The 13864-nt window shown below is 55.5% G+C and carries 11 protein-coding genes; 4 read left to right on the top strand and 7 right to left on the bottom strand.

Annotated features, from left to right (window positions below; all coding sequences use genetic code 11):
- Positions 1 to 9 precede the first annotated feature (9 nt).
- A complete protein-coding gene (locus D9N13_RS20150) occupies positions 10 to 1416 on the top strand; it encodes a DUF945 family protein (RefSeq protein WP_290593707.1) in 1407 nt (468 codons plus the stop codon).
- 43 nt (positions 1417 to 1459) lie between these two features.
- Here the strand turns inward: D9N13_RS20150 and D9N13_RS20145 are convergent, their stop codons facing one another.
- Together D9N13_RS20145 and D9N13_RS20140 are read right to left on the bottom strand one after the other, a co-directional pair.
- Positions 1460 to 2800: an MATE family efflux transporter gene (locus D9N13_RS20145; RefSeq protein ID WP_290593705.1), complete on the bottom strand. Its 1341-nt coding sequence runs from the start codon at positions 2798 to 2800 to the stop codon at positions 1460 to 1462.
- Complete coding sequence (locus D9N13_RS20140; RefSeq protein ID WP_290593703.1) at positions 2797 to 3966, bottom strand: metallophosphoesterase; 1170 nt, start codon at positions 3964 to 3966, stop codon at positions 2797 to 2799. Before D9N13_RS20140 ends, D9N13_RS20145 begins: the two co-directional genes overlap by 4 nt.
- Positions 3967 to 4041: 75 nt before the next feature.
- Between D9N13_RS20140 and D9N13_RS20135 the strand changes: the two genes are divergently transcribed.
- Positions 4042 to 4509 carry a MarR family winged helix-turn-helix transcriptional regulator gene (locus D9N13_RS20135; protein ID WP_290593701.1) on the top strand — a complete coding sequence of 156 codons (468 nt, stop codon included), beginning with the start codon at positions 4042 to 4044 and terminating at the stop codon, positions 4507 to 4509.
- Here D9N13_RS20135 and D9N13_RS20130 read toward each other — a convergent pair.
- Positions 4502 to 5032 (bottom strand): hypothetical protein, encoded by a 531-nt coding sequence (locus D9N13_RS20130; protein ID WP_290593699.1) that lies wholly within the window; start codon positions 5030 to 5032, stop codon positions 4502 to 4504. The genes D9N13_RS20135 and D9N13_RS20130 overlap by 8 nt on opposite strands.
- Before the next feature lie 225 nt (positions 5033 to 5257).
- Here D9N13_RS20130 and D9N13_RS20125 point away from each other — a divergent pair, with 225 nt between their 5' ends.
- Positions 5258 to 6325, top strand: coding sequence for an SDR family oxidoreductase (locus D9N13_RS20125; protein WP_290593697.1), 1068 nt, complete (start codon positions 5258 to 5260; stop codon positions 6323 to 6325).
- A gap of 98 nt (positions 6326 to 6423) precedes the next feature.
- On the opposite strand, the gene D9N13_RS20120 is transcribed toward D9N13_RS20125, so the two are convergent.
- From D9N13_RS20120 to D9N13_RS20105, 4 genes are all read right to left on the bottom strand, one after another.
- Positions 6424 to 8139, bottom strand: a complete 1716-nt coding sequence (locus D9N13_RS20120; RefSeq protein ID WP_290593695.1) for an OmpP1/FadL family transporter — start codon at positions 8137 to 8139, stop codon at positions 6424 to 6426.
- Positions 8140 to 8304: 165 nt separating this feature from the next.
- Positions 8305 to 8958, bottom strand: a complete 654-nt coding sequence (locus tag D9N13_RS20115) for a DUF2959 domain-containing protein (RefSeq protein ID WP_290593693.1) — start codon at positions 8956 to 8958, stop codon at positions 8305 to 8307.
- Positions 8959 to 9074: 116 nt separating this feature from the next.
- Positions 9075 to 10547, bottom strand: coding sequence for a cytochrome P450 (locus D9N13_RS20110; RefSeq protein ID WP_290593691.1), 1473 nt, complete (start codon positions 10545 to 10547; stop codon positions 9075 to 9077).
- Positions 10548 to 10653: 106 nt separating this feature from the next.
- Positions 10654 to 11274 (bottom strand): TetR/AcrR family transcriptional regulator, encoded by a 621-nt coding sequence (locus D9N13_RS20105; protein WP_290593689.1) that lies wholly within the window; start codon positions 11272 to 11274, stop codon positions 10654 to 10656.
- Between the two features lie 128 nt (positions 11275 to 11402).
- On the opposite strand from D9N13_RS20105, the gene D9N13_RS20100 reads away from it, so the two are divergent.
- Complete coding sequence (locus D9N13_RS20100) at positions 11403 to 13793, top strand: efflux RND transporter permease subunit (RefSeq protein WP_290593687.1); 2391 nt, start codon at positions 11403 to 11405, stop codon at positions 13791 to 13793.
- Positions 13794 to 13864 lie beyond the last annotated feature (71 nt).

Genomic DNA, 13864 nt, shown 5'->3' with positions numbered 1-13864 from the left:
GGCGTGTTGATGAAAAAGCTATTGGCGTATGTGGTGGTGATTGTAATTGGGGTGCTGTTGAGTTTTCCATTGGTGTCGGGGTTCGCACTGGAGCGAGCCTACGAAAAACGAATTGCCAATATGCCATTGCAGGCAGGTATTGCCGTGGCACCGCAATCCTATGATCGGGGTTGGTTTCGTTCCCATGCCGTGGTGCGTGTGACCCTGTCATTGGATCAATTGCTGGGGGATCCGGCCCTGGGTCAGCAGCCCCTTGATCTGCTGGTTGAGTCCCGTTTTTACCACGGACCGCTGTTACTGACGGATATCGGGCCACGCCTGGGCCTGGGCTACGGCAGCCTGAGCCTTTCCGGAAGCAGTGCGGAAGGGGTGGAGCAGACCCTATCCCGTTGGTTGGAAGCTGCGCCCTTAAACCTCCGTACCATTATCTATTTTGATCAGTCGGCGCAAACGGAACTGGATATTGCCGCCTATGAGATGGACCAGGGCCAGGATCATATTCGTTTTGGCGGTGCCAATCTGTCATTGCGTTCCAATAAGGCGTTGACCCGGTTTGATGCCAGTCTGCTGGTGCGAGCCAGCAATGTGCTCAGTGCCGGTTTTGCGCTGGACATGGCGGAGGCATCCGGTTCCATGAGTTATACGGGCAATTCCCCCTATACCATGGTGGGGGAGAGTGTGTTCAGTATCCCCAAGCTGGCGCTGACCTCGAAGTCCATGGTGCTGATATTGGAGAACCTGAACCTGAACAGTGGCAACCAGGTTAACCAGGGCAAAATGGATTACTTTCAAACCCTGGAAATAGAAAGCATAGAATCCCCTTTGCCCATCACTGCAGCCAGTTGGCACCTGGAATTCACCGGTGTCTCCCCCACCGGCCTGGAGCGCTGGTCTGATGTGTCCATGCAGATTCAACAACAGTTTCAGTCCGGCACGTTGCCCACGGATGAAACGGGCGAGCCGCAATTGACCCCGCAACTGGAGGCCGAGCTTGAACAGGTGATGCAAGCGTTGTTTCAACCGGGGCTGGGGTTTGCACAGCGACTGGATGTGGCGGCCCTGGGGGCACAACATCACGCGGACATGAGGCTGGGTTACAACGGTTTGCCGGGTGGTGTGAGTTTTGCGGATCTGGACGATCCGCTGCAGTTCCTACCGGCGTTCAATGGTGCTGTGAATCTGGAGTTGGATGAGGCGTCGGTTGTCGGCAGTCAATTTGCGGACACGGTGCTGCCATTCATGCAACAGGGCCTGCTGCTGCCGGAGCAGGGTAAGCTGGTGCTGCGGGCGTCCCTTGAGGATGGCGTGATGTTGTTGAACGGCAGCCCGTTTCCCATTGAGGCGCTTCTGCAATCGGCCATGACGGAACCCGCACCCAGCGGCGACCCGTCGGCTGATCCGGCTGCTGCTCCTTAGGTGTAATGGCTGCTGTGACAGCAGCCCTGGTGAGAGCCTCTGCTCAGGCTGCCAGTGGCCGCAGCAGATGGCGGAAGTAAGCCCCCAGAAACAGGGCCCGCAGGCAGACAAAACCGATAAAAGCGCTCCACAAACCGGCATTGCCCCAAGCCGGGGTCAGGCTTGCGATCAACAACAAAAAAGCGCTGGTGGCCAGTATTGAGGCGTTGCGTAACGGCGCGGTGGTAGTGGTGCCGATAAACAGCCCATCCAGTTGGAAGGCGGCGAAGGATATCGCCACATAAAAGGCACAGTAAGGCAGATAGTTCAGTGCGGTCGAGTTGACCGCAGGCAAATCGGTGAGAACCGTGAGCAAGGCGGGCCCGAACAACATGATCGCGGTGGCCAGAATAATGCCGGTGCCCGCCGCCAGCCAGGTGGTTCTGGCCACCACCGATAGAAAGAGAGGGCGGTTACGCCGGCCCAGTGCCTTGCCCGCCAGGGATTCGCAGGTAAAGGCAAAACCGTCCAGAAAGAACGCGCTGAACGAAATGAATTGCAGCAGAATATGATTGGCGGCCAGGGTGGTATCACCAAAGCGCGCACCCTGGTCGGTAAACACAGCAAAACCCAGTAGCAGGAACAGGGTGCGGATCATCAGGTTGGCATTGGCCTGCAACACCGGCTTGACTTTGTCGCCTTTCAACAGCTCACCCCAGGGCAAATGTGAGAGCTGTAAATCGAGAGCAGGCTGGCCCAGTCCGAGGTGTTGCCGCACCAATACCAGGCCCAGAAACAAGGTGCTCCATTCCGCAATAGCGGTTCCCAAAGCAATGCCTTTGGCGCCCATATCAAGGTAGCCCGCAAACACAATATCCAGCCCAATATTCAATCCGTTAAGGAATAACTGCAGCAGCAACAGTCGGCGGCTTAATCCCTGGCCAATGAAATAGCCCATCAATACATAGGTACCCAGAGTGGCAGGTGCACCCCAGATGCGGATGGCAAAATACTGTTGGCAGAGGGCTTCCACCGTCTCGCTGGCACCAAATAATGAGAACGCCAATTTTGCCAGCGGCCACTGCAACAGTGTCAGGCAGACACCAATCAACAGGCCCATGCACAGTGCCCGCAGCGTGGTTTCAAGAATGCTGGTGCGGTCGTTGCGACCGGATGCCTGCGCCACAAAGCCGGTGGTGCTCATGCGCAGAAAGCCGAATCCCCAGTAAATAAAATTAAACAGCAGGGCGCCCAGAGCAATGGCGCCCAGGTGGGCCGCACCGGCCACGTTGCCGATCACAGCGGTGTCGGCGAGGCCCAGTAACGGGGTGGCGCTGTTGGCCAGTATAATTGGCCAGGTCAGCATAAGAATGCGTTTATAACCGGGTGCTGCCGGTGGTGTCATTGCTGGAGTTCCGCCCGCACAAACCGGATCAGCGTAATTTCCGCCGGTGCGCCAAAGCGCTTGGGTGGGCCCCAGTAGCCGGTGCCGCGGCTGACATAAATCCACATGGTTTCAAACCAGTGCAGTCCACTGGTGAAAGGTTGTTGCAGCGGAACAAAATGATTCCAGGGCCAGAATTGCCCACCATGAGTGTGACCGGAAAGCTGAACATGGGCACCGCTTTCTCTGGCCTGAAATATACTGCGTGGTTGGTGCGCCAACAGAATTTTCAGGCCGGCGGTGGCGGGTGCGTGACGTAGGGCACGCTCTGGGTCGCTGCGGTGCTGCGCGATAAACTGGTGGGCAGAATAGTCCGCCACACCGGCAATGACCACCTGTTTGCCCTGGTGGGAAATCACCACATGTTCATTCATCAGGATGCGAATGTTCAGGGTTTTCAACAGGGCAACCCATTCCTCCGCGTGCCAATAGTACTCATGATTACCGGTCACAAAAAAGGTGCCGGCTGCGGATTTCAGTTGCGCCAGTGCCTGTGTTTCCCGCCCCAGCTGGTGAACTCTGCCATCCACCAGGTCACCGGTAATCACCACCGCATCCACTGCCAGTTCGTTTACCCGTGCCACCACCTTCTGCAAAAAGCGGCGCTTGATGGTGGGGCCGATGTGTATATCAGACAGCTGTGCCAGACGGAAACTTTCCAGCTCTGCGGGCAGGTCCTGAATTGGGATCTCTACTTTTACCACCGCCGGGCCTGATACAATGCTGAGAAATCCCGCGCCGGTGATGGCCAGGCTGGCCAACACAACAGCCGTGGCGCTGACGCTGAGCCAATTGGGAGAGAGAAAATCCAGATGGGCAACCTGTTCGGCCAGGTGCAGTGTCAGCAATAACAGATCCCGCACCAGGGTGAACACAAACTGGCTGGACAACAGCCCCATGAAGATGAGTCCGCACCATATAATCAACGTATTGACTAGGCTGTGCTGTTTACGGCTTTGGATCATGGCTGCCGGAATTAGAAGCGTTGAGGCCACTAACACAATGCCCAAACTCACCTTGATGCCGGTCGCAACCGGTAAGTTCGGCAATAAACGCATGGCTACGTAAAAATGCATAATGGCCGACAGGGCATACAGCGCCAGGATCAACTTGCTGGTGCGACGCACGAGTATAGAACTCCCATTGCGGAGGGCTGGAAACGGTTAGTGTATACTGGGGCAAATTCACTGGACAAACAGTTTATGAATAAACTCAAACCGATGGAAAAGGTTGACGTGGGCTATCCCGTTAATCTGATGCAGCTGTTGTTGAACTATTACGACTGGTTTGATGCCAGTCTGCAGAATATTCTGGCGGCCAGCGGTGAAACCGCTTTCAGCAAAGCCCAGTCTGCCGTGTTTGTGAATTTGGCAGAAGGGCGTAACACAGCGGTGGATATTGCGCGGCATTTGGGGGTAAGTAAGCAGGCGGTGAACAAGACGGTTAATGAATTGGTTGAACGGGGTTTGCTGACGCTGGTGGTGGATGCAGAGGATAAACGCAGTAAGCGCATTCTGCCGACCCGCGCCGGCCTTGAAAAAGGAAGGCAGGCCGCGAAAGCCCTGCATGAACTGGAATCAGAGCTGGCTCGCCGTATTGGCAAGGAGCGGGCCACCGCCCTGCGGGAAATTCTGGAGTGTTCCCCGGGGGCGGTATTTCAACCTAGTTGAAAGCCGGTTTGACGATGGCCAGAAAGATCACCATTGGCATAAACAGGGTAATCAATGGTGTGGTGATGCGGAAGAAGTGCCAGTGATGCTGAATGTAGCGTTGATATTTTTCGGCGTCACCTGAGGCGCGAATTCGGTATTTGTTGCCACCCATATGAGATAGCCAGTAGTCGGCGATTTCGATGGGAAAGAAAATCAACACCACGATGGACAACTTCAGCATCAACCAGTGAAACCCGATATCCCAGCCGCCCAACGCAAACAACAGGCCCCCACTGATCACAAGCACCGGAAAAGCGGTATGTTCAATGACCGCCCCCCGATCAAACTGCTCGAATGCCCAATCCCGTCGTTGCAGCAGTATGGGGTCGGCCGGATTCTTGCGCCACTTTATATAGGCCGGTTTCAGATACGAGGTGTAGGCAACCGCGGTACTCCATGACCAGGCCATCACGGCAAAGACATGTACGAATTTAACAATTAAATAGTAGGGGCCCAGGTACTCTTTGATCAGTTCCAGCATGATCCAATTCCGTTGTTAATGTTTGCCCAGTGTATCCCGATACTCGGATATGGTCAATTATGGTTGACCATGTCATCTGTTAAATCCTTGGCCGAATACCGGCCATTCACCCTGCCGGGCCAATCATGGACAGGGGATCGTGGCGGTACAGCCATTGAGTTAATGGGCAAATTGGCATAGGGTTCGCTCCATTAAAACGTCATCTTTGCGAATTATGGATTGAACATGGAACAGATCATCGATAAGACCAAACCGGTGCTGGTGACTGGAGCATCAGGCTACATTGCAAATTGGATTATCAAATATTTGTTGGAAGAAGGCTGCACGGTGCATGGAACCGTGCGCAATCCGGACAGTGAGAAGTCTGTGGGCCCCCTGCAGAAGATTGCCGCCGCAGCACCGCAGGGGACATTGAAGCTGTTTAAGGCGGACCTACTGGACGAGGGCAGTTTTGATGAGGCCATGGCTGGTTGCGAAGTGGTGATGCACACCGCCTCGCCCTTTGTGGTGCGGGGGTTTAAAGATCCGCAGGAGGCGCTGATCAAACCGGCGGTGGAGGGCACCCGCAACGTGCTGGAGGCGGCCAATCGCACCGCCAGCGTAAAACGAGTGGTGCTGACCAGCAGCGTGGCGGCCGTGTTTGGGGATAATGCCGATCTGCGTAAGAATCCCCGGGGTGTTTTCAATGAGGAGGACTGGAATTTTTCCAGTAGCCTGCAGCATCAACCCTATTCCTATTCCAAGTTTCTGGCGGAAAAGGAAGCCTGGAAGATCCATGATGCCCAGTCCCGCTGGCATCTGGTGACCATCAATCCCAGTATGGTGGGCGGGCCGGCATTGACCAAGTACAGCCATTCCACCAGCATCGATACCTTACGCAGCCTGGGCAATGGCCGCCTATGGCCCGGGGTACCCCAAATGCGTCTGGGCTGGGTCGATGTGCGGGATGTGGCCCGGGCTCATGTGGAAGCGGCTTTTCGTGCGGATGCGGAGGGTCGCCATATTATTTCCAATGGCGAGCCCACCATGCTGGAAGTGGCAACCATCCTGAAAAAGCATTTTGGTAAGCGGTATAAGTTTCCGTTTTTTGAATTGCCGAAGGTGATCGTCAAATGGTTCGGCAGGTTGATGGACGCCAGCGCCAAACCGCGTTTTATCGAACAAAATGTGGGGCATCCGCTCAAATTCGATAACAGCCGCAGCAAGCAACGCCTGGGTCTGCAGTACCACCCTCTGGAGCAAACCTTTGTTGATCACTTTCAGCAGCTCATTGATGATGGCCTGATCCGCTGATCGCCATCGGGCATAAAAACAACCTGTCGCAGTTACAGAATCAGGTTACCGATTTAGCAGCGGTATCCTGATTCTGCGGCTGTCATGGCGCGGTCTGATCAGAACTTGCGATCGATGGACAACGCCACCAGATAGGCATTGACCTCGTTTTCAAACGGAGTGGCGAAATAGGGGTTGTACACCACATCCCCCTCCCGGCAGCTGTTGGCGTTAACGGACTCACAGGCATCGGTTTTGGTGTTTGAATGCATGTAGCCGATGGCGGCTTCCACCTGGGTCAGATTGTCATAGCGCCAGCCGAAACCGGCGGTGAACAGGTCGGCATCGCCGATGGGAAACAGCAGGTCGGTGCGGTCTTCCGGAATGGCCGAGCTGCGGGGTTCATATCCGGCCCGTAACACGATATTGTCGTTCCACTGATATTCCGCGCCAATGGCCCAGGACCAGGTGTCCTCGTATTTGCGGGGAATGCGCATTTCATCCGGATCGGCGTAATCCAGTCCGGCCAGGGTGTTGATCACGCTGGCCAGGGTGAGGAAGTCATTGTTCTGGCTGAAGCTGAAGGTCAGCTCATCCCAGCGGCTGTATTCAATCCATTTGGCATCCAGGTTCACTTTCAGATCGGGCATCACCTGCAGAGAGGCGCCGAAGGACACGGTCTGCGGCACGATGTACTCTGTTTTTACGGTGCCTTTCTCCACATCCGTTGCATTCACCCTGCCACCGTCCAGCAGCGGCAGAATGGCATCCAGGCCGCCTTCCTGCAGCCCTTTCATGGTTTTGACGAAATTGCTGGTGTACTCCATGCTGTAATCCCCCTCCAGGTCGGAGACGGATTCACTCTTGTAACTGAAGCCCAGGGTCAGCCAGTCATTGGCTTCCCACAGCATGCCGAAACTGAACCCCACGGAAAACAGATCTTCCATTTCCATGGTGAGCAGACCCACGTTGTCGTAGGGGCCAAGATCAATGGCAGGCAGCGGGCTATCGGGGATGGAATTCAGGTTGCGCAGGTAACCCAGGGTCAGTCCGGATGCGCGAAAGTTGGTTTTGATGCCCAGGCCGTGATAGGAAAACGTGACTCCCACCCCGGCGGACAGGGTATCGGTTACCTGCAGCGCCAATGTGGGTGAAAAGTAGGTAAGTCGGGTCAGGCCCACCTGATGGCCCTGATAGGCACCACCGCTGTCCAGATCCCGGGTGTAGCCGATGCCTTCCGGTACATAAACCGCTGACCCGAACGCCCAGCCACCGGAAGGGCCCTCGAACGCCATGCCGCCCATGGGCAGCAGCAGAATCGGGCTTTCTTGCAACCCCATAAACGGCACCATCAGCACCGGGCTGCCGGTGGTGGTGGTACTGTTGGCCACCGGATCAATGCCCCAGCAGAGATCATGGGCGGCGGCCACCTGATCGATGTTGGTGTCGTCGGCAATGGGGTAATCGTCCTGACAGCTTTGGGTGAGGTTGTAATACAACTGCTTGTCGCTGATGGGGCTGGGGTTGGGATTGCCCGGATCAAAAGGGACATCGTAGACGTCGGTGGGCAGAGTGGGTTCACCGAATTTGGATTCAATCTCCACGCTGGCGATCAGCGCTTTGACGCTGGCCTGGCGCCCCTTGATCTGAATCAGTCCGGCGGGATTGAAGTGGATTGAATCAATGCCCGGTGGATCGGCGGTGACCGCATGGGCCATACCAAGCGCCTTGGGGTTGCCAATGGACAGATTGTTCAGTAGCTGGGCGCAGGCTTCGGTAGAGGCCAGCAGGCATGACGCCATGGCCACAGTCAGGGTTACGGCTGATTTTTTCATTTTTATTTTTTATTTTTTGTTTTAATTAATTGGATACGGACCTGATGGTCTCTTATCTTATTGGGTTATCCGTTTGGTACTTTAGTCCTTTCATTGTCAATGGGTCAACCGCTTTACTGTTGCAGATGGTATCTGCCGTAACCAAGGTGTGAGTCAAGGCGTAAGCTATCCGGCCTGATTGAGTTCGGCAATAAAGGCTTCGGACTGGGCAATGGAGGCTTCCATATCCCGGATCAGCCGCGCTACATTGGTTTCGATGGTGCGCAGTTCACCTTTCAGGCCATCAATGGCGCGGGCGTTCAGGTTGTGCTTCAGATACAGTACCTGATCCTGCAGGGCGGCCAGCACCGGTTGCATGCGGGCTTCGGCCCGGCGCATGGATTGGATCAGCGTATTGTATTTCTTGCGGGTGCTGGACAACCGGGCTGCGCTCTGTTGCTTGAGGTTGGCGTTGCTGTACAAAGACAGCTCTTCCTGCCATTCCTCAAACAGGGCCTGGGATACGCTTTCCACCGCGTTAATGCGCTCGCTGACCTGTTCCGCCGCCGCCTGGCTGTCTTCGAATTCGTCGTTGAGGGCGTTGTATTTATCCAGCAGGTCCTGGTCTTCTATTTTTATCAGTTGTTGGTATTGCTCCAGAGCTGACGAAAATTGCTGTTTGGCATCCTGTTGCGCGTCCTGCACATCCTCCACCCGATCCACCAGAATGTCCCGTTTATGGTAACCCACTTGCTCCATGGCATCGTAGTACATGCTCTGGCAAGCACTGAGACACAGCAACAGAGCCGTTAAAAAAGCGGTGCGTAGGCGGGAAATCATAATGGGCCTCTTGGTAATGGGCGGCAATTTTTGCGCCCAATCATAGCAGCTGGCCCTGATATTACTAGCGTTTAACGGCGCCTGTGCGGGGGTGATGACCCCCGCACAGGGCACCCTTAGCTGGCGGCCTGCAGGCTGGAGCCGGGCAGGCCGTAGTGGGCGGGGCGTACCGTGGTGACGGTCACCGGTACGCCGCCCTGGGGTTCAGTCTGGCCGCTCACCTGTTGTTGTCCCGGCCATTGTTCGGTGTGGGCATAGGGTGAGTCAAATTCCACGCGGCGGGCAAACTCGGCAAAAATAATGCGCAGCTGCTGTTTGGCCTGATTGGATCCCACGCAGGCACGGCGCCCGCCGCCAAAGGGGTAATATTCGAACGGGCTGGGTAGTTTGCCCTGCAGCCAGCGTTCAGGCCTGAATTCCAGGGCATCGTCTCCCCACACATCCTTGCGGCGGTGGGTCAGATACGCGGCGGCCAACACATTGGTGTTGGGCGGAATGGTGAGCGGCCCGATTTTGGCTTCCTTGATCAGGCAGCGCATGGTACCCACCGCGGAGGGTGTCAGCCGTTGGGATTCCGACAGGCAGGCATTCAGATAGGGAATCTCGGTGATTTTCATGGGGTCAAAGCGACCTTCTTCTGCCAGCGACTGTAATACCGTGTCGTGCATCTTTTTATAGACATGCGGTCGTTTCAACAGCCACAACATATACCAGGCGGAAGTGGCGGCACTGGTTTCGTGGCCACCGATCAACATGGCCATGGCCTCGGATATAACCCGTTCTTCCGGCAGCAGTTCACCGTCCTCGTAGCGGGCATGGGATACGGTGTACATCACATCGTTACGCTGTGCGTCCGGGTTCTCGCGGGCTTCGCGGATGTCCCGGCGCATCATATCCGCCAGCTGTGCCTTCAGTTCCACCGAGTACGACCAGGGCAGTATGCCTTTTTTGCCATGGCCGAAATCCCCTTTGCGGGTTTTCTTCAGATAGGCCTTATGCAGCCGGTTACGCCATTTGGAGGGCCCCACCATATTGCCCAGCAAGAACATGGTGTTGTTGGTGGAAGCCTGAATCCACGCCAGCATCAGGTCGCGGTACTGATCCCGTTTCTCACCGCTGCGCAAACCCAGCAGGGTATAACAGGCGATGTCCAGGGTGATATCCCCCACCAGGCGGGGAATATCAAATTCGGCGCCGGGTTGCATGGCGTCGATGTGTTCGGTGACGATTTCATGCATCACCTGGGCGCGGTCATGCAGTCGTTTGGACACCAGGGGAGGAATGATCACCTTGCGGGAATGGGCGTGTTCTTCGTTATTGATGAAGCCGGTCTGGTTGTCGCCCACATCAATGGGAATCGCCAGTTTGGACTGGTCGATCTGATCCGGTTTCAGGCTGAAAAAACTTTTCACCATATCCGGCCGGCTGACCCACACCATGGGTTCCATACCCGGCAGATTCAGGGTAAAGGCATCGCCGAATTCGTCGGCGCACTGTTGCAGGTAGTCGTAAATGCTCAGGCCCATCTTCAGAGCCTGTCTGAATTTGAACTCCTTGGGGCCGGGTGGCAATTGGGCGTGGTCGTTCATGGCGGACTCCTGATTCTGCGTTCTTGTTATCGGTGACGGCTGGCGTTGCATTGAGTATACGCTGTATACTAAGATGGATGGGTGGCAGAAAGCAAGGGGTAGTGGATCAGGGGCGTTGCAGGATGCGCAAGAAGTTGTCCACGTAATGATCTATCTGCTGGTCGGTGAGGGGGTCGATGCCGGTGACCTGGCGGGTGATGGGGGCCACGTTGACGTAATGGATCACCATCCCGCCCAGGATAAACAGCATGCTCATGGGATCCGCTTCCGGCAGCAGGTGGCGCTGCTGCGCCAGTTCCACCATGGCCGAGCCGGCGGCGAAATCCTGCTGGAAGAATTCCTCCACCATCCATTCCAGGCGGGGGCCCGGATTGGAGGCCTCCAGGTACATGATCTTCACCCACTGGGGATTATCGGCGGTAAACCGGATCAGGCCACGGCACAGTTGGCGGATCATCTGGTTTTGTGCCTGCTCATCCAGTTGCGACAGGAATTGCTCATCCAGGTACCGGGGCAGCGCCTGGTCACGTTGCTGCCACAGGTGTTGAACCGCACTTTTCCACAGTTGTTCCTTGCTGGGAAAGTGATATTGCACCAGTGCTTTGCTGTGGCAGGCGGCGTTGGCCACGGCGGCGAAAGAGGTACCGTTATAACCCAGCTCGGAGAACAGGTTGGCGGCGGCGGTGAGTATGTCCAGGCGGCTGGCCTGCTTGTCATCCGGTTGCATGTTGATCCATTGGTGGTTGACAGAATTAGTAGACTATACGATCGTATAGCAAGTGTTGGCGGTCCACAAGCTGGTGATCGTGCTCCATAACAAAACCAAATTACACCATATTTCAAAGAGATAGTGTCATGAAGTTCGATCCCTATCAGGGCCAGGGCCTGCGCCCCGGATTGGTCCAGAAAGCGCAGCTGTTCATCATCAATCACCCTTGGGTGTGTATTCTGGTTACCCTGGCCTGGGTGGTGCTGGCCGGGTCCGGGTTTCGCCATATCGAATTCAATAACGATTCCCGTGCCCTGTTCGCCGCGGATAACCAGGGGCTGCAACGGTTGGAATCGCTGGAAAACCAGTTCAGCCGGGATGATAACGTCATTTTGATTGTGCGCCCCGACAATGGTGATGTGTTCACCCGTCGCAACCTGCAGTTACTGCAGCAACTCACGGCTGCGGCGTGGTCCATTCCCAAAACCCAACGGGTGGATTCGCTCACCAATTTTCAGCACACCGAGGTGGATGGGGATGAGCTGGTCATTGATGATCTGGTGGGGGATCTGGATGCCTTAAGCGATGCCGACATTCAGCGGATCAGGCGCATTGCGCTGGCGGAGCCGAATCTGGTGAACAATGTGGTGTCCACATCCGGGCACGCAGCGTCGGTATCGGTGACCGTGGTGACCGAGGATCGTAGCGGGCAGGATTCCCCCATGATCATGGCCTACGTGGACGATCTGCGAGATCAGTTTGAGGCGCAGTACCCGGGGGTGGACATCATGTTGACGGGCATCGTCGCCTTCAAAAGTGCCACCCGCTCCACCACTGAGGCGGAACTCAGTTCCACCTCAATCTACAGTGCGGTGGCCATTGTCGTCTGTCTGTTCATCATGTTGCGCAGTGTGGTGTCGGTGCTGCAGACCATGCTGGTGATTACACTGTCGATCATCATCGCCATGGGAACGATCATCTGGCTGGGGGTTGAAGTGACCCCGGTAATGGGGGGCGCGCCGGCCATCATTCTGACCTTGGCGGTGGCGGACAGTATCCACCTGCTGATCACCTACCAGCATCAGATACGCAACGGTGCCGACAAGTACCAGGCGACCTTTGAGAGCTTACGGGTCAATTCCCAGCCGGTGTTTCTTACCAGTCTCACCACCGCCATCGGTTTCCTGTTTTTAAACAGCTCGGAATCCCCACCCTTTGCGGACATGGCCAATATGGTGTCCATCGGGGTGATGGCGGCGTGGTTCTTAAGTGTGGTTTTTCTGCCGGCATTGCTGGTGCTTCTGCCACAGCAGCGTTTTCGCGGCGGTGATCATGATCACCGCCTGATGGATGGATTTGCGGACTTTGTGGTGGATCACCGCAAGCCGGTGTTTATCCTGTCCTCCATGGTGTTTCTGGGGTTGGCGGCGTTGAGTGCGAAAAATGAATTCAATGATGTCTGGATGGACTACTTTGATGAAACCTATGAAGTGAGGCGTGCCACCGAGTTTATGGTGAATGAACTCACCGGCAACCATCGGCTGCAGTTTGCCTTTCCGTCCGGGGAGCCCGCGGGCATTATGAACCCGGAATACATGAATGGCCTGGAGCGGTTTTCCCACTGGGCACGGCAGCAACCGGAAGTGGAGTTTGTGTCGACGTTTTCAGACACCATCAAACGTCTCAACCGGGATATGAACGGTGGGGACCCTGAGTTCTACCGTATTCCGCAGCAGCGGGACCTGATTGCCCAGTACACCCTCATGTTCCAGATGTCATTGCCCTTTGGTTTGGGGCTGGAAAATCAGATCGATATGGATCAGTCCACCATCCGCGTCAATGTGTTGTTGGGCGGTGTCAGTTCCAATGAGATTCTGGACTTCGAAGCCCGCGCCGACCGCTGGATTAGTGAGCAGCTGCCGGACTACATGCAGGTGCGCGGTGTGGGATTCGATTTGTTGCTGGGGGAGCTCTCCTACCAAAACGGCCAGGGCATGCTGGTGGGAACGGCATTGGCTCTTGTTGTGGTCTCGCTGTTGTTGATAATTTCATTGAAATCAGTGAAATACGGCCTGCTGAGCATGTTGCCCAACCTGTTTCCAGCGATCATTTCATTTGGTGTCTGGGCGCTGATCGATGGTCAGATCGGCATATCCGTAAGCATCGTGGCGTGCATGACTTTGGGTATAGTCATCGATAACACTGTTCACTTTCTCAGCAAGTACATCCGTGCCCGGCAGGAAAGCAAGCTCTCCAATATAGAGGCAACACGTTACGCTTTTAAAACAGTGGGCATCGCGTTGATTGCCACCACCTTGGTGATATCCGCGAATTTCGGCATGATGTCATTCTCTCACTACTACCCCAATGCCAGTATGGGTCTGTTGACGGCGATTACGGTGGCCATCGCCCTGGCGGTTAATTTTTTATTCTTTGTGCCGTTGCTTCTGTTTGTGGATAGCCGCAATGCACAAAACAAGTCCGACCGTAAATGCGATAGTGATTCAGGAATGCAGCCAGCAGAAAGCATCGGTTAACGCAAATCAACCAGAGCCACTACTGAGCGGTTACAATTATCGATTGACAGTTTCCTGGTTGTTGCACTGTT

Origin of the sequence: Ketobacter sp. GenoA1 (assembly GCF_003671475.1) — a bacterium.
Lineage (GTDB): Bacteria > Pseudomonadota > Gammaproteobacteria > Pseudomonadales > Ketobacteraceae > Ketobacter.
Note: the sequence above shows the minus strand (reverse complement) of the source record. Positions and strands in the feature narration are given on the sequence as shown.